We start from the raw sequence: 21,224 nt of genomic DNA on the forward strand, positions 1-21,224 counted from the left end.
CGTCCTGCGTTGCTCCTGCTGCGGCCAACGGCGTTCACTGACAACCATTCACCGGCAGTCTGCGCAGTGGTGGATCAGTGGCAGTTTACGGGCGTGATCGAGCGACGCCGAGCGCGGAGGTATTGCCTTCGGTTATTCGGAAATCTGATTGATATCCAGTACTTCCAGCACTTCATGGCCCTCATCGCGTGCGGCCTTTTCGGCTTCTAGCTGGGCGGTCAGGGTACTGATGGAGCCGGAACGGTATTCGAAGCGATGTGGCTTGCCGCCGTTCGTCCGTACGCTTAGTTCAACCAGGGTGTAGGTAAGAGGAACACTGGGTTTGGGATGTTTCGGCGGTTCTGGATCGAGGCCCAGCGCGCTGCGCATCTCTGATTCGGAGAGGGTGATTTCGGTCAAGGGTCTGCCCTGCTTGCATCGATGGTTTGAGAGGGACTTATAGATACATGCCAGTGGAAATAGTTTGAGAAAAAACGTGGTACTGCCGCACAACCTGACCATTGACCTAGAGCGGTTTACTCAGCGGGGTAGGTGAGCGAATTGCCAGCAGGCGTCGCCGCTTTGGTCATGCTGGCGGCTTGCGCCTTCGCCGGCCCCATCAGGTGGAAAACCGCCCTGCCGCGATGGAGCAGGTAATCGGCGACGATGCGCCGATGACAGCGCCACCAGACCGCTTCCGAGCACATCAGTGCGCAGCGTTGACGCTGGCTGAGCGCCATCAGCCGGGCCAGGCCGGCCTCGAACTCGTCGGTGAGGGCATGATCGGCGTAATTGTGGAAACTCTGGTTGGTCCAGAACGCATTGGTCTGCGGCGCAATCGACTTGGACTTCTTGCGCAGCCCACCCAGTTCGAGAATCTGCGCATGGCCGATGCCGTGCGCCGCCAGCGCCTCGGGCAGGGCGTCCAGGTTGTACTGGGGGTTGGTGCGCGAGCGCGGCACGCTGCGGATATCGACCACCAGCTGCACGTCACCGGCCTGCAGCAGTTCAACGAACTCGGCAATGGTTCTGGTGGAATGGCCGATCGTATAAACGGGCGGCAGTTCGGCAGTGGTGAGCGTGTGTGCTGCAGGTGGAGCAGGTTCGGCGCCGGTAATCCGCATTGCTGATGCCTGACAAGGACTGTGCGGATCTAGACCCCTCTGGACGATCACGGTTGCAGTAAAAGCGCCGTCGGGCTTGGCAGCGCCGGGCGAAACGAGCCGCTACAGCTCCGGAAACTCGTTCAGGTAGCACGTCGGCGAACTGTGTTCGGCGGTTCGGTCGAGCTCGTCTTCAAGCCATTCGGCCAGTACAACGGCGTTGTTGTGCAGCGGATCGCGCGCGGAATAGATCAGGGTCAAAGGCCCTTTTTGCGCAAGCTCCAGCAACCTCCACCAATGCCCCGGCTGAGCGGCCAGCTCGTTGCGGTATCGCAGGCGAAACGCGGCGAAGTCCAGCTCGTGGCGCTTGAACCGTCGACGCAGCTCGCTGGAAGGCGCCGCCGCGGGTAGCCAGTCAGCCAATAACAGACTTTTCTTGGGGCAATTGCGTGGCCACAAGCGGTCGACCAATACCCGCTCGCCATCGTCTGGAGATGGCTGGCTGTAGGCGCGTTTGCATCGAATCATAGGGGCTTCGCCACTGCGCAAGTTGGTACGTAATCAATGACATAACGCCTGGTAACTCAGACCTTGCATATATAACTTTTCACTGTTCCGAGTGCTCGTCCCGCTTCGGCAAGATCAAACGAGGTGAAAGGCGTTTGTGTCACCACCCGGCCATCAGTGATGGCGTACACCTCGCTGTCTCTCGTGTCTGCATGAACGATGTAACCGCGCTCCCGTACCGCCGCTTTATTTATATTGAACTCGATACTCGCTGACAAAATAACGTGAAAATTCAAATTATTTTGAATATTGCATAAGGGGGCGATCTCATGTTCGGCGCAGATTTCCACGCCGATTTGCATGCCAAAAATCGGTGGGCAGGGTCTATAGCCGCCAGGCATAAATACTGCTTTTTGCCAGTCAACATTTGGCGTGGGTTCGGCAATTTGTTGTTGAAAATTTGCGTATCGTTTGTGCTGGGTGAAGAGGCCGCCGTTCCATCCAATAAATGCACTGTTTCGAACGATTATTTTTTCAGGGTCGAGTTCTTCCTTTGACCAACTATCGACAATGTCCAAAAGGCTTTGCCCCGTGCCTTTATAAAGACGGTTGTAAAACCTATCTCTGATGTTATTGACACCCTGTTCAATATCCTCGCGATATCCAGCCTTGTTAATAACCCGAGGTTCTTGCTTTAACTGATTGGTACCGCGTTTAAGTTGCCTGCTCTCGGGGCGGACCATAGATTTACCCCAGAGTGCTGTGCCTGGTATCAATATCAAGTCGTTCTTGTCTTGCGTTATGCCGACAATTGTCGCCCTTAAACGCTCTTTTTCATCTTCTGTTAAGAATGGCCTGACACCTGCCTTTATAAAAGCGTATTCAGGCGCGACTACCATTTGATGGTGTATTTCTTCAAGATTGAGAATACGCCCCCTATAGCTCTCCCATTGCGCTTTAGCCCTGTCACTGGCTTCGACGATGCATCGCAACCTGTCTTGAATGTTTACGTCGGTATTCTGTGCATTCAATGGCATTTGAACCGTATCAAACTTGCACACAGTAACGATCACGTTTGGCATCCCTGTCCCCTGGTATTTTTCACACCGATTGTTGGAGCAAGGGTAGTCCACCTGCGTTTTACGCGCCTATGCAGGCGATGTCTGTCCGGAACGAGGGGAATGAGGCGTCGGAACGCACAGCACCTAAGTTGGAATGCCGCGTTTGGAGCGTTATGAGATGTCTTTATAAGTTGAACTTTGGCGGGGAGCAGCAGTGGAAAACTGATTTAGCGTCAGTCCGGCAGGCCCCTGCGTTTAGCGGTGACAGTATCAAACAGCTAGGTATTCACGCTGAGCGCTGGGTTGCCATAAAGACCCGTGGAGACCTGGAGCGGGCGAAGGGAATCGAACCCTCGTCATGAGCTTGGGAAGCTCAGGTAATGCCATTATACGACGCCCGCTTTGAGGGGTGCCTTTGTACCAGAAGTCGCCACTGAAATGAAGCCTGCGCCGAGCGCTATGGCAGCCGCTCGGTGTGTTTCGGTGGCGTTGGGGCATTCACAGGGCTGGGGCATGTTGAAATTCGGCTGCACGGTGATAGCGGCGTGAGGAAACCGCAGGGCCTTGCAGGAAGCTTAGCGCGGCGGTCTGCCCTTGCAGCCAGGCGTTCTTGTGTTCCATGTCGAGAAAGTGCCCGGCATTACGGATGATGCTGAACTGGCAGTCATTGAGATGGTGGGCGAACAGGCGCACGTCGGTAGGCGAGGTGTATTCGTCATGTTCGCCGTTGACGAACAGCAGGGGCGTCTCGATTGCACTCAGGCATTTCATCTGACAGTGGGCGTCCATGTGCAGCACCTGGTGCACATGCGCGTGCATCTGTCGGTATTCGTGGCGTGCCAGGCTGCTGATATGACGGTGGTTATAGCGCTTGAACAGCGACGGCAGGTGTTTGCCGATGGTGCTGTTGACCAGGTGGCCAAGCTCGTCCCCGGCACCCGCGTGCAGGTAGATCAGCCCGCGCTCCAAGTAGTCGATCATCGGTTCGTTGAGCAGTGGCGAAAACGAGGTGATCACGGCCTTCTCGATCCGCGTCGGGCACTGCGCCAGGGCCAGCATGGCGGCAACTCCGCCCCAGGAGAACGACATCAGGTAATGCACGCGAAAGTGCTCGATCAGCGCCAGCAGGATCGTGGCTTCGTTTTCCTTGCTGATCGGCTGCAGGTGATCGTTATGGGGTTTGGACTGGCCGGCGTAGGGCTGATCGTAGAGGACGACATTGAACTGGTTGCGCAGGTATTTGAGGGTATGGGCGAAAGCGGCGGTGGTCGCCAGTGAGCCGTTGACCAGGATGATGGTCTTGCGCGCGCTGGGGTTGCGGTAGAACTCGGTGTGCACCTTGTAGGTTCCGTGGATGTCGACGACAGCAATGGCTGGCTTCATGACGTTGCTCCTGGCGCGAAAAGACTCCGACCAGCGAACGAGGTCGCTAGCCAAGCGAATAGGACAGTCAGGGAAGCGCCTGGACATGACACGCTAATGTCAGGCTGAAGGGTTTTATCGGTATTTATTTTCCGTCTGTCAGGGCCGTAGAGCGTGTCCCCCCGCGCAGCGCTAGGCATGCAGGAGGCATCGTCTACCAGGCAGGAACCCTTTTTGCGCAGCGCGCAAGCGACCAACGGCGTGTTTTAGTAATGGACGTGACTTGATAGTCACCTGGCTTGATTTAAGCAGCGTGGCACCTTGCCTGGCAAGCGCTGGCTCGGCTTTCGCGGCGCCGTTGATCGCCTAGCCGAGGACGCTGGCGATTTCGTCGGCGGTCAATGCGCGGTACTGCCCAGGCAGCAGGTCGGCATCCAGCCTAATCGCTCCCATGCTGACCCGGTGCAAGCCGATCACCTTATTCTGGAAGTGACCGAACATCCGCTTGACCTGGTGGTAGCGGCCTTCATACAGGGTCAAGCGCGCCCGGTGGCTGGCGAGGATTTCCAGCTGCGCCGGCAGGGTGGTGAGGTCCTCGAAGGCGAAGTACAGCCCCTGGGCAAACACCTCGATATAGGCTGCCTCGATTGGCTGTTCGGTATCGACCAGATAGACCTTGGGCTGTTTGCGCGCGGGCGCCGTGACCTGCCGCGACCATTGGCCATCGTTGGTTATCAGCAGCAGGCCGCTGGTATTGAGGTCGAGACGACCGGCCAGGTGCAGCTCCTGCTTGTCCGGCTCGCTGAGCAGGTCCAGCACCGTGCGGTGCGCGGGGTGTTCGGTCGCGCTGACCACGCCGGGTGGCTTGTGCAGCATGAAGTAGCGCGCCGGTTTACCAGCCTGTAGAACCTGATCGTCCACCTCGACCCGGCTGAAGATACGCACCTCGCCGCGCCCGTCGCGGTGCACGCAGCCATCCAGGCGAACCCGTCCGCCAGCCAGCAGGTGGCGGACGTCCTGACGGTTGAACTGCGGCAGGTTGCTGAGAAAGCGGTCCAGGCGCATGTCAGCGGCTGCGGGCCGGTGCTGTAGGTGGCAGACCTTGCGCGCAGCCTGGGCACAGGCACGCCTGGTTGCGTTGCTCGGTAGGCAGGCGGTCGAGTGCCTCAGGCGCTATCGTCGCCGCGAAGCACCAGCAGTCGCTGACAGGTTCGGTTGAGCGCGCTTGCGCGCACTGATTCGCGTGGCCGCACAATGGGCAGGTATTGCTGTCGTTCATCTACGCGCCTGCGGTATGAGGTAGCGGGGCGCCATGCTAGCGCGCCGCCGTTACGCCGTCACCGCGAACGGCTGGCCTCGGCCAGCTCGTCGGCTGATCCATCTGAACCCGGATAGTCGGTTAACCCTTGCTTTGCAGGTACGCGCGCCAGCCGCCGAAGTGGCTGATATCGACCGCGCCGGCCAGGCCGTAGGGCTCGCAGATAAAACCGGTTTCCCAGCTACCGTCGGCCAGCTGCACCTTGCCCAGGCCCAGTGGCGCGGGGATGCCGGTGAGGAACGAACCCAGTTCGGCGCTCGGCAATTCCCAGACCTCCACGGCGATGGCCACGCCGCCCTCGGCAACCCGCAGCATGCCCGGACGGAACGGCGGGCCGCCAGCCAGGGCGTACAGCTGATAGTCCGGTGAACTCTGGGTAGTCTGCAGCAGGCGACCGCCGCGTTGCCTGAGTTGCCAGTTCAGCGGCAGGCCGTCGAGGTGCGCGCCACACACGACCACGCGGGTGCGGTCGTTGCGCGCGGCATTGGTCGGCGCGCCCTGGCCCAGGCTGCGCTCACCGGCCAGTGGCAGGCCATGCTGGCGCTGCAAGCTGTCGGCGAGGCCGAGCAGGTACTGGTCGGTGAAAGCGCGACCGAACAGGGTCACGCCCCACGGCAAGCCGTTGGCCATGAACCCGGCCGGCACCGCGACGGCCGCGTAGTCGAGCATGTTCATGAAGTTGGTGTAGTAGCCCAGGTCCGAGTTGCGCTTGACCGGCTCGGTGTGCAGCTCGTCCAGGGTTACCGGGCGCGGGTAGGCGGGGGTCAATACGCAATCGACGTCGGCGAGGATGCGGTCGCAGATCGCTTTGAGCCCCTGTAGGCGGTATTGCGCGCGGAAGGTGTCGACGCCGCTGACGCCCGGCGCCTTTTCCAGCACGGCTTTGATCACGGGCAGCACGGCGTCCGGCTGCTGCTCAATCAACGCGCCGGCGACGCTATAGCGCTCGGCGACCCAGGGGCCTTCATAGAGCAGGCGTGCGGCTTCGAGGAAGGGCGCAAAGTCGATTTCCACCGCTTCGCCGCCGAGCGCTTTCAGCTGCTCGATGGTTTGCGCGAACAGCGCCGGGCTTTCTGTACAGCCGAGAAATTCCAGCTGCATGGGCACGCCAAAGCGAAAGCCCGCGCGGGGCTTGCCGAAGGCACTGGCGTCGTTCCACAGCGGGTTGCCACGGCTGTATTCGTCACGCGGGTCGAGCTTGGCAGTCAGCGCCAGCAGTTGGCTGGCCTCGGCTGCGCTGGCGGTGAAGTAGGTGACGCAATCCAGCGTGCGGCAGGCGGGCACCACGCCGGCGGTGGAGAGCAGGCCCTTAGTCGGCTTGAGGCCAATCAGGTTGTTCAGTGCTGCGGGTACGCGGCCGCTGCCTGCGGTGTCGGTGCCCAGGGCGAAGCTGGCCACGCCCAGCGCCACGGCCAGGGACGAGCCGGCGCTGGAACCGCCGGACGGGTAGTCCGGGTGCACACTGTTGCAGCACTCACCATAGGGCGAGCGCGTGCCGTTGAGGCCGGTGGCGAACTGGTCGAGGTTGGTCTTGCCGATGGGCACGGCGCCGAGCGCGATCAGTTGCTCGACCAGGGTGGCGCTGGTCTGCGGCACATAGGCGAAGGCCGGGCAGGCGGCAGTCGTGGGGATACCAGCGAGGTCGATATTGTCCTTGATGGCGAAGGGCACGCCGAACAGCGGCAGCTCGGCCGGCGACTTGCCGTCGAGGGCGGCCAGGTAGGGTTCCAGTTCTGCCAGGCTGAGCAGGTGGATGAACAGGTTGAACTCGGGGTTCAGCGCGGCGGCCCGCTCGTGCAGGGCGGCGATCAGCTGGCGCGGGGTCAGGCTGCCGTCGGCGTAGGCGGTTTTCAGGGCGCCGAGGCGCAGGTCGAATTCGTGGGTCATGTCAGGCTTCCTCGTTTGCTGCGAGTCCGCTTGGTGGGTCGATGGAGCGTGACCCACCCTACGGTGAGAGTGCATAGGGCGGATGGCGTCTTATCCATCCACCGCTCAGATCGGCTTCAGATTTCCTCGAGTACCACCACCCGCTGCCCGGCGCGCACGGGCGAACCGGGTTGCACGCGGACTTCGCGGACCACGCCGTCGCGGGAGGCGAGCAGAGGGATTTCCATCTTCATCGACTCGAGAATCACCAGCACATCGCCGGCTTTCACCGTGTTGCCAGCCTCGACCTGCACCTGCCAGAGGTTGCCGGCGATATGGCTGTCGATGCTGTGTTGGCCTGCTGCGAGCGGCGCGTCGTCACCCAGTTCGGCGACTACTTCCTCGCTCTCGTAGTGGGCTTGGCCGGAGGCGATCCAGCGCTGGCGCTCGGCGTCGAAGGCGGCGCGTTGCTGGATGCGGAAGGCGTCGATGCCTTCAGCTTCCTCGGTGAGGAAGTCCTGGTAGTCGGCCAGGGCCAGTTCGCTGTCCTCGATGCGCAGTTCATAGCGGCTGAGCGGGAAGTCGCGACGGATCTGTAGCAACTCCTCGGCCCCCACCGGGTAGAAGCGGATCTGGTCGAAGAAGCGCAGCAGCCAGGGCTTGCCCTGGAAGGCAGCGACTTCGCGGTAGCGGTTCCACATCTGCAGGGTACGGCCGACGAACTGGTAGCCGCCGGGGCCTTCCATGCCGTACACGCACATGTAGGCGCCACCGATGCCCACCGAGTTCTCGGCGGTCCAGGTGCGCGCCGGGTTGTACTTGGTGGTGACCAGGCGGTGGCGCGGATCCAGCGGGGTGGCCACCGGCGCGCCGAGGTAGACATCGCCCAGGCCCATCACCAGGTAGCTGGCGTCGAATACGGTCTTGTAGACCTCGTCGAGGTTGGGCAGGTCGTTGATGCGGCGGATAAATTCCAGGTTGCTCGGGCACCAGGGCGCGTCCTTGCGCACCGTGGTCATGTACTTGTCGATGGCCAGCTGGCAGGCCGGGTCGTCCCAGGACAGCGGCAGATGGACGATGCGCGACGGCACCTTGAGGTCCTGGGCGTTGCACACCGCGTCCCACTCGCCGATCACCACGGCCAGCAGATTGGCCAGCGACAGGGTTTCAGGTTGGTAGTGCACCTGCAGGGAGCGGATGCCGGGCGTGAGGTCGATCACGCCGTCGAGGTTCTTCGCCTCCAGCGCCTGCATCAGCGCATGGCCACGGAAACGCAGCACCAGATCCAGCTCGGCCTGGCCGATTTCCAGCAGCAGGTGGGTGTCGCCGGAGAGGCGGGCGACCAGGCGCTTGTCCTGGCTGCCGATGTCGAGGATCACCGGCGGCTCCAGCGGGATCGGCTGCCAGTTGACGGCAACGGCTTCCAGCCCGGCGACTTCGGCCTTGCGCGCCTTGGCCAGCTGGCGCGCGGTGTCGATGTTGACCGGCACGAAGCGCAGCTTGTCGCCAGCCTTGAGCTGGCCGAGCTGCCACAGGTCCGCCTCGATGATGGTTACCGGGCAGACGAAGCCACCCAGGCTCGGGCCGTCCGGGCCGAGGATCACCGGCATATCGCCGGTAAAGTCCACCGCGCCGATGGCGTAGGGGTTGTCGTGGATATTCGACGGGTGCAGGCCGGCTTCGCCGCCGCTGTCGCGCACCCATTCCGGTTTCGGGCCGATCAGGCGTACGCCGGTGCGGCTGGAGTTGAAGTGCACTTCCCAGTCGGTGGCGAGGAAGGTGTCGATATAGGCCGGGGTGAAGTACTCCGGCGCGCCGTGGGGGCCGTAGATCACGCGGATTTCGCGGACGGCCGGCAGAGCGGTGCACAGCGCGGCAGGCAGTTGCGCGCCGCTGTTCTTTTGCGCAAGAGCTGGAATGTGCAGCACATCGCCGGCGCGCAGGGCACGGCCGCCGTGGCCGCCGAACTGGCCGAGGGTGAAGGTGCTTTTGCTGCCCAGGTATTCCGGCACCTGCAGGCCGCCGCGCAGGCACAGATACGAGCGTGCGCCGCTGCCGGCGATGGTGCCGAGGCTCAGCGTGCTGCCGGCCTTGATCAGCAATGCGGTATTCATCGGCTGTTCGCTGCCATCGACGCTCAGCGGAATTGCCGCGCCGGTCACCGCCACCACCGCGTCGGTGTTGAAGCGCAGTAGCGGGCCGCTCATGGTGATTTCCAGGCCGGCGGCGCCTTCTTCATTACCCAGCAGGCGGTTGCCCAGGCGCAGCGCGCGGTCGTCCATCGGCCCGGACGGCGGCACGCCGACGGCCCAGTAGCCGAGGCGGCCGGGGAAGTCCTGCACGGTGGTCTGGGTGCCGGCAGACAGCACCTCGAAGGTATTAGCGGTGTAAGTCAGGCCTTCCAGGCAACGGGTCCAGGGGTTGCCGCTGGCGAAGGGCGCGTCGACCAGGATCTGCCGCAGGTAGTCGCGGTTGGATTCCACGCCGTACAGCACCGAGTCGGCCAGGGCTTGGCTGAGGGCGGCGCTAGCCGCATCGCGGGTCGCTGCCCAGGTGATGACCTTGGCGATCATCGGGTCGAAGTAGGGCGGAATCTCGCAGCCGGCTTCGACCCAGGTGTCGATACGCAGGCTCTTGCCATCGGCCTTGGGGAAATCCACGGCGGTGAGCAGGCCGGGGCTCGGCTGGAAGTCGCGGCCCGGGTCTTCGGCATACAGGCGCGCTTGAATGGCGTGGCCGCTGGGTTTCAGCGTCTTTGCCAGTTCGCTTAGCGGAGCCAGATCGCCGGACGCCAGTTCGATCATCCAGCGCACCAGGTCGACGCCCCACACCTGTTCGGTAACGCCATGCTCGACCTGCAAACGGGTGTTCACTTCGAGGAAATAGAAGCGCGCCGCCTCGCTGTCGTAGACAAATTCCACGGTGCCGGCGCTGCGATAATTCACCGCCTTGGCCAGCTTGATCGCCGCTGCGCACAGCGCATCACTCATACCGGCCGGCAGGTTGGGCGCCGGGGTTTCTTCCAGCACCTTTTGGTTGCGCCGCTGCACCGAGCAGTCGCGCACGCCAAGGGCGATGACCTCGCCGCGACCGTCGCCGAATACCTGTACTTCCAGATGGCGGGCGCGCTGGATGTACTTCTCGATAAATACGCCGCTGTCGCTGAAGTTGTTCTGCCCCAGGCGCTTGACCGTGTCGAACGCCTCGCTCAGCTCACTGGCGCTGTTGCACACGCGCATGCCGATACCGCCGCCACCGGCAGTACTTTTCAGCATCACCGGGTAGCCGACCTGTCCGCCGGCAATCAGCGCGGCGTCGAGGTTTTCCAGCAACTCGGTACCTTCGAGCATCGGTACGCCGTGCTGTTTGGCCAACGCGCGGGCGGTGTGCTTGAGGCCGAATACGCGCAGCTGCTCGGGCGTCGGGCCGACAAAGGCAATGCCGGCGGCCTCACAGGCTTCGGCAAAGGCGGCGTTTTCCGAGAGAAAACCGTAACCGGGGTGGATGGCGGTGGCGCCGCTCTGTTTGGCCACAGCGAGAATCTTCTCGACCACCAGGTAGGTGTTGGCGGCCGGGCCTTCGCCCAGGCTGTGCGCTTCGTCCGCCTGCTGAATATGCAGGCTGGCGGCGTCGGCCTCGGAATACACGGCCACGCCTTTGACGTCGAGCTGACGCAGGGTGCGCAGGATACGGCAGGCGATGGCGCCGCGGTTGGCGATCAGGAGTTTGTCGAACATTGCAGAACCCTCGAAAGGGATGACGGGCCGTCCCGTCTTAGTCGTCTGCACCACGGTCGTCCGTGGCTGAAATTCATGTTGGTAGTTGTCTGTAGGGTGGATGGCCACCCTGTGGAAAACCGCGAAGCGTTTTCCACCAAAGGCCGGTGGATGTAAAAAGCGACAGCTACGCGCCCCGATCCACCCTACGGCTGTTGCTCATGCTTTTGCTCAAGGCACTGACCCGATCGGCTCTGGCACAGTTGAAACAGCCAGCGGCGTAGCCCAGATGCAATCCGGGGATTGGCGGCGCTGGGCTCCCGGATTGCATCCGGGCCATGGGATCGAAGCTGCTTCAGTCCCATACCAGCACCTCGGCCGGGGTCGGGTTCCAGCCGTTGCAGGGGTTGTTCAGCTGCGGGCAGTTGGAGATCAGCACGATCACGTCCATGTGCGCGACCAGCTCGACGTACTTGCCCGGCGCGGAGATGCCGTCCGCGAAGGTCAGGCCGCCATCCGGGGTGACTGGCACGTTCATAAAGAAGTTGATGTTGGCGCCGATGTCTCGCTTCTCCAGGCGGCCGTCGTGCAGGCTGGCGCGCAGGAAGTTGTCGCGGCAGCTGTGCATATAGCGCTTATCCAAGGCATATCTGACGGTGTTGCTTTCCTGGGCGCAGGCGCCGCCGAGGGTGTCGTGGCGGCCACAGGTGTCGGCGCTGATGGTCAGCAGCGGATTGCCCAGGTTGGAGTAGAGGACGGTGCCGGTGGTCAGGTACACGCTGTTCTGTTTGCGCAGGGTGCGTTGCGGGTCGTAGCGCTCGCGCGGGTTCTTCGCGCTGAAGAACAGTGTGTCGACCGCCTGGTTGCCTTCGAGGTCGAGCAGGCGCACGGTCTGTCCGGCTTTGACTTCGCAGAGAAACGGCTCACCGGCCGGGATCACCTGGCGGAAAACTGCGGCTTCGGCTTGCAGGGTGCTGGCAGTCAGAGTCATGTGGGCAGCCCTCAGATATACAGACGTTCGGTGTTGTGGAAGCCGCGGCCGTTTTCCGGGCGCGAGGTGCGGCAGAGCACGCTGATGCCGTCGCTCTCGACCTTGCGCCAGCTCAGCTGCACCGGCTTGGGTGCGTACTGCGGGTTGGGGTCCAGCGGGTGCTGCAGGGCGGTGAGCACCACCAGGCAGTCCATCGGTGCGTACAGCTCGATGTAGTCGCCTGCCTTGGAGTTGCCGGGCTCGAAGTGGAAGCGGCCGTCGCCATCGACGCTGACCTTGCTGAATAGATTGAGGGCCATCAGCAGGTCCTGAATGTTCAGGTTCCACTTGCCCATTTCCACCAGCAGGTTGTCCACGCCGTTGCGGAAGAAGCCGTTGCGCAGTTCCTGATAGCGGCCGGCGCCGTACTTTTCAGCGACTTCGGCGGCATTCAATACGCCGCCGAAGCTGTCATGCCAGCCGCAGGTGTCGGCGGTGATGGCGGCGAGCACGCGACCCATGTCCGAATACAGGCAGTGGCCGGCGGTGAGCTTGGCGGTGTGCTGGCACTTGAGGGTGTCCGGCAGGTTGAGTCGCTCGCTTTTCTCGGTTGCGTTGAGCAGCAGCAGGCTGACGTTGGCGCCGCCTTCGAGGTCGGTGAGGCGTAGCAACTGGCCGCGCTTGAGGACGAAAGAGGTGTGGCCGCCGCCGGGTACGAACTCTTCGTACAGGGCCGGAAGCAGGGTCAGGGATGCGCTCATGCTTGCTCCTAATAGGGCTCGGTGATATGCGCCGGCAGCGCTTCGACGGCGGCACGGGTGGCGCGGCGGTCGCTGTTCAGGGGGATGTCGTAGGTGATGCGCGCGCCGAAAGCGTTCGGTGCGTGCGGGTCAATGCGGGTCTTGTCGAACACCAGCAGGCGGGTGCCGAGGCTGAAGCCCTCGCTCAGGTCATGGGTGACCATAAATACGGTCAGCTTGGTCTCGTTCCACAGCTCCAGCAGCAGGGCATGCATGTCCTTGCGGATGCCGGGGTCGAGTGCGCCAAACGGTTCATCCAGCAGCAGCACGCGTGGCCTCATGATCAGCGCCTGGGCGATGGCCAGGCGCTGTTGCATGCCGCCGGAGAGCTGGCTGGGGTATTTGCCCAGGGCGTGGCCGAGGCCAACTTTCCTGAGAATGACCTCGGCCTGGGCACGGGCTTCGCGCTTGGCGGCGCCAAACAGGCGACCGAGCAGGGGCGAGCGCGGCAGTTCCAGGCCGATGGCGACGTTGTCCAGCACGCTCAGGTGCGGGAATACCGAGTAGCGCTGGAACACCACGCCACGGCTGCTATCGGGCTCGCCGACCAGCGGTTGGCCAGCGAGCAGGATCTCGCCACGGCTGGCGCGCTCCTGGCCCAGCAGCAGACGCAGGAAGGTCGACTTGCCGCAGCCGGAGGCGCCGACCAGGGTGCAGAACTCGCCTTCGTTGATGCTCAGGTTGAGCCTTTCCAATACGACCTGATCGCCGTACTCCTGCCAGACGTTCTTCACTTCGATAAAGGCGCTCATGCTTTCGCGCCTTCATACCAGGGGAAGCACAGGCGGGTGGTCTGGCGCAGGCCCAGGTCCATCAGCCAGGCGAGCAGGGTGATCCACACCACGTACGGCAGGATCACGTCCATCGCCATATAGCGCCGCACGAGGAAGATGCGGTAGCCGAGGCCGTCGGTGGCAGCGATAGCCTCGGCGGCGATCAGGAACAGCCAGGCCGAACCGAGAACCAGGCGCAGGGCGATCAGCAGGCGCGGCAGCAGTTGCGGCAGCACTACACGCAGAATCAGGGTCCAGGTGCTGGCGCCGAGGGTCTGCGCCTTGATCAGAATTTCCTGGGGGATTTCGCGGGCACGCTGTTCCAGATCACGAGCCAGCACCGGAGTAATGCCGATGACGATCAGCATTACCTTGGAGAGCTCGCCGAGGCCGAAAACGATAAACAGGATCGGCAGGATCGCCAGCGGCGGCACCATCGACAGCACCGTCAGCAGCGGCGACAGCGGCGCACGAAACAGCGGCAGAATGCCGGCCGCGGTACCTAGGCACAGGCCGACCAGGGCGGCGATGCCGATACCCATGCCGAGGCGCGACAGGCTGGCGGCGCTGTCCTGCCAGAACAGGTACTTGCCGCTGCGCTTGTCCTCGGTAAAGGCCAGGCGCTCGACCGCCGCGCTCATCTGCGTGGCGCTCGGCAGCAGCTTGTCGTTAGGGTTGTCCGCCAGCCGCGCGGCTGAGCCCATGAAGTAGGCAAACAGCAGCAGGGCGAATGGCAGCAACACCAGCACCAGGCGGCCGCTGCGGTCTGGATGTCGGTTGATCAGGCGCATAAGTATCTCGTCGTAGGGTGGATGACGCTTTTTTCATCCACCATGGAGGCGCGAGGTGGTGGATGGGTGAAGCGTCATCCACCCTACGAGGTGCCGTTTACGCGAAAGTGTTTGGTTACAGCGTGCCGTCGGCCGCCATCTGCATAAACGACGGATCGAAGCGCAGCTTGAGGTTGTCGGCATCGCCGGTGACCACCCCGTTGGCGAAACTCATGCCGATGGCGTCGCTGCTTTGCGCGCCTTCGCCGAGCAGGCCGTGGCTGAAGGAGAACGCGGCGACCTTGCTCATGGTTTCCGGCAACTTCGGGCTGTTGGCAAACGCCACGGCGTCCTTGGCGGAATAGAACATCTTGGTGGCGGCAAGCTGCGCGTCGTAGCCAGCCAGATCCGTACCCGATGCCTTGGCCATATGCTCACGGGCCGCCTTGCCGGCAGGGGTGTCGGCGCTCATGGTCGCCATGATTTCGTACCAGGCGCCTGTAAGTGCTTTGCCGAAGGCCGGGTTGTCTTGCAGGGTTTCGCTGTTGACCACCATCAGGTCGATGATCTCGCCGGGAATCTGGCTGGAGTCGAACACCTTGGTCACATTGGGCGTGGTTTCGATCTCGGCCAGCAGCGGGTTCCAGGTGGTCACGGCTTGTACATCGCTGGTGGCGAAAGCGGCCACCAGGTCGGCGTCGGAGGTATTGACGACCTTCAGGTCCTTCTCGCTGAGGCCGACCGTTTCCAGGCCGCGGGCGAGCAGATAGTGGGACACCGAGAGCTCGACCAGATTGACTGGCTCGCCCTTGAGGTCGGCCAGGGTCTTGCCGTCGCCCTTGATCACCACGCCGTCGTTGCCGTTGGAGAAGTCGCCGATGATCAGCGCGGTGGAGTCGATGCCACCAGCCGCGGGAATGGTCAGGGCGTCCATGTTGGTCATGGTGCAGCCGTCGAAGCCGCCGGCACTGTACTGGTTGATCGACTCGACGTAGTCATTGATCTGCACGACGTCGATGGAGATGTCGTATTTCTTCGCCCATTTGTCGACGATGCCCTCTGCGGCGCCGTATTCCCATGGCATCCAGCCGGCGTAGATAGTCCAGCACACGCTAAAGTCGGTTTTTTCGGCGGCGTGGCTGTTGCAGCTGATGGCGGCGAGCAGGCCGGCGGTGAGCGCGCAGAACAGACGGGGTGTACGCATTGGAACCTCCAGTTCGAGAAAGGGCGGGCAGGAGTGCGCGGCGATATCCCACAGGTGGGTCGCGTTCTCCCGGGCTTTTATCCCGCCGTGTAACCTCGATGGAGGTCGCCAACTCTCGGACCAGTCACGCCTCGATGGGTGATCGACACGCCGGAACCCTAGTCGGCCATTGCAAATTGTGGTGCCGCGTTCCCGCCATGGCGGGAGTTCCTGCACGTGCTGAGCTTTGCGAACATCGTGCCAGGTAACCGCAGCGCGCCGGCCTGGGCGTTTTGCGCATGGCCGTTGCGGCGGCGTGCTTCAGGGTGGTGCGCGGCGGGCGGGCCGTGCCGCTTTACGGGGCGTTGGCGCATCTTGTTGCGGCGCGGCGTTGTTATAGCTCGCGATCGGCGGCCATCTGCATGTAGCTGCCGTTGAAACGCAGCAAGACGTTATCGGGATTACCCAAGGTGCGCTCGCCGCTGAATTCGATGCCCAGGGTGCTCAGGCCGCTGCCGGAGGCGCCGAGCAGACCCTGGCGGTCGGCGAACTGGGCGACCCGCTGCATCAGCTCGGGCATCTTGTTGGCGCGGGCAAACGCCAGGGCGTAACGCGGTGAGTAGAACGAGCGCAGGGTGTCGAGTTGCTGGCTGAAATCCTCTGGGGTGGTGCCCGCCGCACTGGCCATCTGTGCCCGCGCGGCGCGCCCGGCAGCAGTGGGCAGGCCCATCAGGCGCTGGGTTTCGAACCAGGCAGCGGTCAGCGCTTTGCCCAGCTCGGGGTGCGCCGCCAGGGTTTTGCTGTTGACCACGGTCAAGTCAACGATCTCGCCGGGAATCAGGTTGGAGCTGAACACCTGGCTGACCTCGGCCTGGCGTTTGATGCTGGACAGAATCGGGTTCCAGGTGATTACCGCATCGCCTTGGCCTTCGAGAAAGGCCTGGGCGATTTCCAGGTCGGAGACGTGCTGGATCTTCACGTCGTCCGGCTTGAGCAGCGCCCATTCCAGCGCCCGGCTGAGCAGGTAGTGGGACACCGAATTTTCCACCAGCAGCACGGTCTTGCCTTTGAGGTCCTTGAGCGTGAGGTTGTTGCCGCGCAGCAGGATGGCATCGGCTCCGTTGGAGAAATCGCCGATGATCAGCGCGGTGGAGTCCACGCCCGCGGCGGCTGGAATGGTCAGCGCATCCATGTTGGTCATGCTGCAGGCGTCATAGTCGCCGGCGCTGTATTGCTCGATGGAGCGCACGTAGTCAGGGACTTCGGCCACCTCGATGCGAATGCCGTATTTGTCCGCCCACTTCTGCACAATGCCTTCGCTGGCGGCGTAGCCCCAGGGCATCCAGCCGGCGAAAATCGACCAGCACAGCTTGAATGTTTTCGGCTCGGCGTGTGCGCTGACGGGGGCTATCAGCACGAGGGCGAGCAGGCACGTACAAATACGGCGGACGGACAGAACGGAAAGGTGCATATGAAACCTCGGGGTCAGGAAACAGGGCAGGAAGGCGTGCAGGCGCGCTGCGCGTTCTCCCGGGCTTTTATCCCGCCGTGTAACCCCTGATCCGCATGGCTGCGTGAGGTCGCCCGCTCTCGGACCAGTCGCTCGCGATCGGTGATCGCGCGCCGGAACCCTAGCTGGCCATTGCAAGTTGTTGCGCCGCGACCCGTGGGCCGGCTGCGACACGCATTCCTTTCGTCGGCGATGCATAAGCGAGGACCATGCCATCCGCGACGGATTATCTTTTGGCGACGATTCCGCTGGCTGGAACTGTCGATTGCGCTCATATTCAAATCACTCAGCTTGGGCGCATCACAGGCCTGAGCGGCAGTAGCAGTAACGGCGGGCAATCTCGTTCGCCGTGGCAACACAGAAGGTGTTCACGATGAAAGCGTTAATCGGTTTGCTGATGGCAGGTTTTCTGTTGGTTTCGCTGCCCGCGTGCAGCCTGCGGTTGCCAGGTATCGGTGTAGATATCGGCAATGGCGGCGACGGCGGCGGTCCGCCCCATTGTCCACCGGGCCAAGCCAAGAAGGGCCGCTGCTGATTGATGAGTGGCAGGCCAGGCGCGGCATTACGGGTGGATGAAACAATTTGTCATCGAATATGACATTGCTGTGATCTGCACTGTCCAGGCGGCAGTGGTCTGATCTGGTGGGAGCGATCCCTGGTATCGACAGCAGTCGATACCGCACCCGCGGTCGAAGGAGGCCGCCATGTCATACAAATCCATGCTTGTCGCGTTGTTGGGTCTGTCTCTAACCGGTTGTGCGGTCTATGGCGGCGAAGGCGGCTATGGCCATCGTGGCTACGACCGCAACCACTCCACCACCTACTATCACGTGCAGCGCTATCCGGTGTATGTCGTGCCCGGCCACAAGCGCCACCACGATTATCGCCATGACCGCCGTCGCTACGATGACTACCATCGCCATGCCCAGCGGCATTACGCGCCGGCCCCGCACCATTATTACCGGGTGCAACCCCGTGCGGGTTGGGATGACCGTCGCCACGGCTGGCGTGAGCATGGTCACCGGCAGCATTCCCGGGACTCAAGGCGCGATGGCCATCGCGGCTGGGAGCGGCGCAACTGATTGCTCGATTGCCGAGCGCCTGCAGGCGCTGAATCCATATGCTGAGCGCCAGGTGCTGTGCCGACCTGGCGCCACCCGTTTTACCTCCCTATCTCCAGGTATCGCGCTTCGTCTGGACACCAGACGCGGCGCGCATTAGCCATTGTGTTTTAGCCAGGTGGCCAGCACCATGACAGCAGACGTTTGGCTGGAAGTCTTAGTGTGCGGATATGCCCCGATTCTGTTCTGCGTGTGCGCCTCGGCAAGCTCTGGCTGATCGCCATATTGCCGCTGGCTCTGCTCGCCGGGGCGCTCCAGGCGAACTGGGATTTCAACCTGATCAGCAGCCGCGCCGAACAGTTATATGGACCGCTTGGCGAAGGCCGTGGTCGCATTGATGACTGGCAACGGCTGTTGCAGGAGCAGGCCCAGGCCAGCGAACGGGATCAGCTGGAAGCGGTGAATCGTTACTTCAACCTGCGCATGCGTTTTCGTGACGACAGCCAGCTCTGGCAGGTCGAGGATTATTGGGCTTCCCCGGTCGAGGCGCTGATGCGCGGGGCCGGTGATTGCGAGGACTTCGCCCTCGCCAAGTATTTCAGCCTGCGCCAGCTGGGCGTTGCCAGCGAGAAGTTGCGGATTACCTACGTCAAGGCGCTGCGCCTCAACCAGGCGCACATGGTGCTGACCTATTACGCCGACCCGCAGGCGATGCCGCTGGTGCTCGACAACCTGATCGATGCCATCAAGCCAGCCAGCCAGCGCAGTGATCTGTTGCCGGTGTACTCCTTCAATGCCGAAGGGCTCTGGTTGCCCGGCAAGGCCGGTGGCAAGCAGGTCAGCGACAGCAAGCGGCTGTCACGGTGGCAGGATGTATTGAAGAAAATGCGGGCAGAAGGCTTCCCTTGAAGTCGACTTATAGGAGCGGTTGATGTCGTTATTCAAGCAACTGTTTATCGCGATCTGCGTGCTGATGCTGGTCAACTTCGCCGGCAGTTTTTTCGTCAGCGTGGAGAGTTCGCGCGAGCAGCAGGCCAATCAATTGCGCGCCCATGCCCAGGATGCGGCCACCGCCCTGGGGTTGTCGTTGAGCCCGCACGTGGACGATGTGGCGATGGTCGAACTGATGGTCAGCTCGATCTTCGACAGCGGTTATTTCGAGAGCATCCGGGTGCTGGAGCCAGGCACCGGCGCGGTGATCGTTGAGCGCACCGGCATACCGGTAACGGCCGAAGCGCCACAGTGGTTTGCCGACCTGGTCGACCTGAAGCCGGCCCGTGGCGATGCGATTGTCAGCGACGGCTGGCGCCAGGCCGCGCAAGTGGAAGTGATCAGCCATCCGCTGTTCGCGGTAGGTCGCTTGTGGAGCAGCGCGCTGGCCAGCCTGCTGTGGCTGACGCTCAGCGGGGTGCTGTGCATCTGCCTGGGGCTGCTGCTGCTCAAGCGGCAACTGCGGCCCCTGGACTACATGGTGGAACAGTCCAACGCGATTTCCCGACGCGAATTTCTCAGCATTGCTCAGTTGCCGACCACACCTGAATTTCGCCGGGTGGTCAATGCGATGAATCAGATGGTCGGCAAACTCAAGGCGCTGTTCGCCGAGGAGGCGGCGCGCAGCGAAAAACTGCGGGCCCAGGCTTACCAGGATCCGCTCACCGGGTTGGCCAACCGCCGTTATTTCGATCTGCAACTGCATGCGCGCCTGAACGAAGAAGAGCAGACGAACAGTGGCTTTCTCATGCTGCTGCGGCTCAACGACCTGTCCGGGCTGAACCAGCGCCTTGGCGGCCAGCGCACCGATCAACTGCTGGTTGCCGTGGCCGAACAGCTGCGTCAGCTGGGCGAAAATCGCCTGGTGCTGGCGCGCAACCGCGGCGGTGAATTTGCCATTCTGGCGCCGGGGTTCGAGCACGGCGAAGCACAGCATCTCGCCGAACGCCTCGACCAGGGCCTGCAAAGCCTTGGCCAGACCGGCGCCAGCGACTGTACGCCGGTCGCCCACATTGGCTTGACCGCGTTCAAGCCCGGCGCCGTATCGGAAGAGTTGTACCGCGCGCTGGACAACGCCTTGACCCAGGCGGCCAGTCAGGCGCAGCCCACCTGGGCGTTCAGCGAGCGGGCTGAGCAGAACCTTGTCAGCGATGAGCGGCAGAGCTGGTACAGCCGGCTTGATCGCGCGCTCGAAGGCGGCCGTATCCAGCTGTTCTTCCAGCCGGTGGTCAATGCCGTCAGACCTGCCGACGTGCTGCACCACAAGGTGCTGGCGCGGGTGCTCGACGAGCACGGCGACCTGGTTCCGGCAGGGCGCTTCCTGCCGTGGCTGGAGCGGTTTGGCTGGTCTAGCCGGCTGGACATGGCGATGCTTGAGCAACTGTTATCGCAGATGGCAACCCATGAGGAAGCGGTTGCCCTGAGCTTGTCCGCCAGCTCGGTGCGCGAGCCCCAGACGCTGGCGCAGCTGTATGCCTTGCTGCAGCGAAACCCGCAGCTGGGCTCGCGTCTCACCCTGGAACTGGACGAGCATCAACTGCCGGATCAGGCGGCCCTGGAAGACCTGACGCAGCGCTTGCGCGCCCTTGGCTTCGGCTTGGGCCTGCAGCACTTCGGCGGGCGCTTCAGCATGATCGGCAATCTGGCGAAGCTGGGCCTCAGCTACCTGAAGATCGATGGCAGTTATATCCGCGCGATCGATCAGGAGAACGACAAGCGTCTGTTTATCGAGGCGATCCAGCGGGCGGCCAACAGCATCGACATCCCGGTGATTGCCGAGCGCGTCGAAACCGAAGGCGAGTGGCAGGTGTTGCAGGCGATGGGCATCAGCGGGGTGCAAGGCCGGCTGTTCAGCGAGCCTGCGCAGTGGAAGGCCAAGAGCTAGCGGGCTGGGGAATTCAGATCAGCCCGGACTCGTCCTCGTTGATCAACTGGTTGAGGCCGCCCAGCGCATCCCGCGCCTTGCTGCGGCCCACCAGCTTCAGCTGCGCGGGTTCCGGCAGGTCGGTGATGCGCACCACCCCCTTGCTGATCAGCAGGGTGATCAGGTCATCGAGTACCCGGATCATATCCAGGTCGCTCTGCTTGAGTTGCAGCAGGCTGGTTTCGGCGCTCTGGTTGGCAAACCATGCCTGCGCCTCCTGGCTGTCGGCGGCAAGCTGGCCGTCCATTTCGGCGAACGGACCGGGTTCGACCTGCAGCAGGTTGCCGCCGCTGTCGCGCTTCACATACCACATCGCTTTCACCCCTCGACT

At 62.8% G+C, this 21,224-nt stretch carries 20 protein-coding genes, 1 tRNA gene and 2 riboswitches; of the genes, 4 read left to right on the forward strand and 17 right to left on the reverse strand.

What is annotated here, in order from left to right; all coding sequences use genetic code 11:
• Nucleotides 1–132: 132 nt before the first annotated feature.
• From ACX0MV_RS05975 to ACX0MV_RS06050, 16 genes are all read right to left on the reverse strand, one after another.
• Nucleotides 133–399, reverse strand: coding sequence for a hypothetical protein (locus ACX0MV_RS05975; protein ID WP_458981550.1), 267 nt, complete (start codon nt 397–399; stop codon nt 133–135).
• 116 nt (nt 400–515) lie between these two features.
• Nucleotides 516–1,103, reverse strand: a complete 588-nt coding sequence (locus tag ACX0MV_RS05980) for a DUF488 domain-containing protein (protein ID WP_458981551.1) — start codon at nt 1,101–1,103, stop codon at nt 516–518.
• A gap of 102 nt (nt 1,104–1,205) precedes the next feature.
• On the reverse strand, nt 1,206–1,610 hold the full coding sequence (locus tag ACX0MV_RS05985) for a DUF488 domain-containing protein (protein WP_458981552.1): 405 nt from the start codon (nt 1,608–1,610) through the stop codon (nt 1,206–1,208).
• Nucleotides 1,611–1,666: 56 nt separating this feature from the next.
• Complete coding sequence (locus tag ACX0MV_RS05990; RefSeq protein ID WP_458981553.1) at nt 1,667–2,671, reverse strand: hypothetical protein; 1,005 nt, start codon at nt 2,669–2,671, stop codon at nt 1,667–1,669.
• Between the two features lie 306 nt (nt 2,672–2,977).
• Nucleotides 2,978–3,051, reverse strand: a tRNA-Gly gene (locus ACX0MV_RS05995).
• A gap of 97 nt (nt 3,052–3,148) precedes the next feature.
• Nucleotides 3,149–4,033, reverse strand: a complete 885-nt coding sequence (locus ACX0MV_RS06000) for an alpha/beta fold hydrolase (protein WP_458981554.1) — start codon at nt 4,031–4,033, stop codon at nt 3,149–3,151.
• 345 nt (nt 4,034–4,378) lie between these two features.
• A complete protein-coding gene (locus ACX0MV_RS06005; protein ID WP_458981555.1) occupies nt 4,379–5,077 on the reverse strand; it encodes a 16S rRNA pseudouridine(516) synthase in 699 nt (232 codons plus the stop codon).
• A 1-nt stretch (nt 5,078) separates the two neighbouring features.
• Nucleotides 5,079–5,291 carry a cysteine-rich CWC family protein gene (locus ACX0MV_RS06010; protein WP_458981556.1) on the reverse strand — a complete coding sequence of 71 codons (213 nt, stop codon included), beginning with the start codon at nt 5,289–5,291 and terminating at the stop codon, nt 5,079–5,081.
• Nucleotides 5,292–5,411: 120 nt separating this feature from the next.
• On the reverse strand, nt 5,412–7,217 hold the full coding sequence (atzF, locus tag ACX0MV_RS06015; RefSeq protein ID WP_458981557.1) for an allophanate hydrolase: 1,806 nt from the start codon (nt 7,215–7,217) through the stop codon (nt 5,412–5,414).
• Nucleotides 7,218–7,333: 116 nt separating this feature from the next.
• Nucleotides 7,334–10,933 (reverse strand): urea carboxylase, encoded by a 3,600-nt coding sequence (gene uca, locus ACX0MV_RS06020; protein ID WP_458981558.1) that lies wholly within the window; start codon nt 10,931–10,933, stop codon nt 7,334–7,336.
• A gap of 334 nt (nt 10,934–11,267) precedes the next feature.
• The gene (locus ACX0MV_RS06025; protein ID WP_458981559.1) at nt 11,268–11,903 is read right to left on the reverse strand and encodes an urea amidolyase associated protein UAAP2; all 636 of its coding nucleotides are present in this window, start codon (nt 11,901–11,903) and stop codon (nt 11,268–11,270) included.
• Between the two features lie 11 nt (nt 11,904–11,914).
• On the reverse strand, nt 11,915–12,643 hold the full coding sequence (locus tag ACX0MV_RS06030) for an urea amidolyase associated protein UAAP1 (RefSeq protein WP_458981560.1): 729 nt from the start codon (nt 12,641–12,643) through the stop codon (nt 11,915–11,917).
• 8 nt (nt 12,644–12,651) lie between these two features.
• Nucleotides 12,652–13,434, reverse strand: a complete 783-nt coding sequence (locus ACX0MV_RS06035) for an ABC transporter ATP-binding protein (protein WP_458981561.1) — start codon at nt 13,432–13,434, stop codon at nt 12,652–12,654.
• On the reverse strand, nt 13,431–14,246 hold the full coding sequence (locus tag ACX0MV_RS06040; RefSeq protein WP_458981562.1) for an ABC transporter permease: 816 nt from the start codon (nt 14,244–14,246) through the stop codon (nt 13,431–13,433). The genes ACX0MV_RS06035 and ACX0MV_RS06040 overlap by 4 nt, the downstream gene beginning before the upstream one ends.
• A 115-nt stretch (nt 14,247–14,361) precedes the next feature.
• A complete protein-coding gene (locus ACX0MV_RS06045) occupies nt 14,362–15,429 on the reverse strand; it encodes a putative urea ABC transporter substrate-binding protein (RefSeq protein WP_458981563.1) in 1,068 nt (355 codons plus the stop codon).
• A gap of 64 nt (nt 15,430–15,493) precedes the next feature.
• Nucleotides 15,494–15,602, reverse strand: a riboswitch (guanidine-I (ykkC/yxkD leader).
• A gap of 200 nt (nt 15,603–15,802) precedes the next feature.
• On the reverse strand, nt 15,803–16,879 hold the full coding sequence (locus tag ACX0MV_RS06050; RefSeq protein WP_458981564.1) for a putative urea ABC transporter substrate-binding protein: 1,077 nt from the start codon (nt 16,877–16,879) through the stop codon (nt 15,803–15,805).
• Nucleotides 16,880–16,933: 54 nt separating this feature from the next.
• Nucleotides 16,934–17,054, reverse strand: a riboswitch (guanidine-I (ykkC/yxkD leader).
• A 237-nt stretch (nt 17,055–17,291) separates the two neighbouring features.
• Between ACX0MV_RS06050 and ACX0MV_RS06055 the strand changes: the two genes are divergently transcribed.
• From ACX0MV_RS06055 to lapD, 4 genes are all read left to right on the forward strand, one after another.
• Nucleotides 17,292–17,453: a hypothetical protein gene (locus tag ACX0MV_RS06055; protein WP_458981565.1), complete on the forward strand. Its 162-nt coding sequence runs from the start codon at nt 17,292–17,294 to the stop codon at nt 17,451–17,453.
• A gap of 169 nt (nt 17,454–17,622) precedes the next feature.
• On the forward strand, nt 17,623–18,000 hold the full coding sequence (locus ACX0MV_RS06060; RefSeq protein WP_458981566.1) for a hypothetical protein: 378 nt from the start codon (nt 17,623–17,625) through the stop codon (nt 17,998–18,000).
• Nucleotides 18,001–18,225: 225 nt separating this feature from the next.
• Nucleotides 18,226–18,888, forward strand: coding sequence for a cysteine protease LapG (lapG, locus tag ACX0MV_RS06065; RefSeq protein WP_458981776.1), 663 nt, complete (start codon nt 18,226–18,228; stop codon nt 18,886–18,888).
• Nucleotides 18,889–18,910: 22 nt separating this feature from the next.
• Nucleotides 18,911–20,854 (forward strand): cyclic di-GMP receptor LapD, encoded by a 1,944-nt coding sequence (gene lapD, locus ACX0MV_RS06070; RefSeq protein ID WP_458981567.1) that lies wholly within the window; start codon nt 18,911–18,913, stop codon nt 20,852–20,854.
• A 13-nt stretch (nt 20,855–20,867) separates the two neighbouring features.
• On the opposite strand, the gene ACX0MV_RS06075 is transcribed toward lapD, so the two are convergent.
• Nucleotides 20,868–21,206, reverse strand: a complete 339-nt coding sequence (locus tag ACX0MV_RS06075; protein WP_458981568.1) for a tryptophan synthase subunit beta — start codon at nt 21,204–21,206, stop codon at nt 20,868–20,870.
• Nucleotides 21,207–21,224 lie beyond the last annotated feature (18 nt).

The organism is Pseudomonas cistanchae, assembly GCF_054483635.1.

Bases quoted from the DNA above. Each gene is read 5' to 3' on its own strand.
- ACX0MV_RS06055 (WP_458981565.1), top strand. From the start codon at position 17,292: ATGAAAGCGTTAATCGGTTTGCTGATGGCAGGTTTTCTGTTGGTTTCG.
- ACX0MV_RS05990 (WP_458981553.1), bottom strand. From the start codon at position 2,671: ATGCCAAACGTGATCGTTACTGTGTGCAAGTTTGATACGGTTCAAATG.
- ACX0MV_RS06010 (WP_458981556.1), bottom strand. From the start codon at position 5,291: ATGAACGACAGCAATACCTGCCCATTGTGCGGCCACGCGAATCAGTGC.
- lapD (WP_458981567.1), top strand. From the start codon at position 18,911: ATGTCGTTATTCAAGCAACTGTTTATCGCGATCTGCGTGCTGATGCTG.
- ACX0MV_RS06025 (WP_458981559.1), bottom strand. From the start codon at position 11,903: ATGACTCTGACTGCCAGCACCCTGCAAGCCGAAGCCGCAGTTTTCCGC.
- ACX0MV_RS06005 (WP_458981555.1), bottom strand. From the start codon at position 5,077: ATGCGCCTGGACCGCTTTCTCAGCAACCTGCCGCAGTTCAACCGTCAG.
- ACX0MV_RS06030 (WP_458981560.1), bottom strand. From the start codon at position 12,643: ATGAGCGCATCCCTGACCCTGCTTCCGGCCCTGTACGAAGAGTTCGTA.
- atzF (WP_458981557.1), bottom strand. From the start codon at position 7,217: ATGACCCACGAATTCGACCTGCGCCTCGGCGCCCTGAAAACCGCCTAC.
- ACX0MV_RS06075 (WP_458981568.1), bottom strand. From the start codon at position 21,206: ATGTGGTATGTGAAGCGCGACAGCGGCGGCAACCTGCTGCAGGTCGAA.
- ACX0MV_RS06050 (WP_458981564.1), bottom strand. From the start codon at position 16,879: ATGCACCTTTCCGTTCTGTCCGTCCGCCGTATTTGTACGTGCCTGCTC.
- ACX0MV_RS06045 (WP_458981563.1), bottom strand. From the start codon at position 15,429: ATGCGTACACCCCGTCTGTTCTGCGCGCTCACCGCCGGCCTGCTCGCC.
- uca (WP_458981558.1), bottom strand. From the start codon at position 10,933: ATGTTCGACAAACTCCTGATCGCCAACCGCGGCGCCATCGCCTGCCGT.
- ACX0MV_RS06060 (WP_458981566.1), top strand. From the start codon at position 17,623: ATGTCATACAAATCCATGCTTGTCGCGTTGTTGGGTCTGTCTCTAACC.
- ACX0MV_RS05985 (WP_458981552.1), bottom strand. From the start codon at position 1,610: ATGATTCGATGCAAACGCGCCTACAGCCAGCCATCTCCAGACGATGGC.
- ACX0MV_RS05980 (WP_458981551.1), bottom strand. From the start codon at position 1,103: ATGCGGATTACCGGCGCCGAACCTGCTCCACCTGCAGCACACACGCTC.
- ACX0MV_RS06000 (WP_458981554.1), bottom strand. From the start codon at position 4,033: ATGAAGCCAGCCATTGCTGTCGTCGACATCCACGGAACCTACAAGGTG.
- ACX0MV_RS06035 (WP_458981561.1), bottom strand. From the start codon at position 13,434: ATGAGCGCCTTTATCGAAGTGAAGAACGTCTGGCAGGAGTACGGCGAT.
- ACX0MV_RS06040 (WP_458981562.1), bottom strand. From the start codon at position 14,246: ATGCGCCTGATCAACCGACATCCAGACCGCAGCGGCCGCCTGGTGCTG.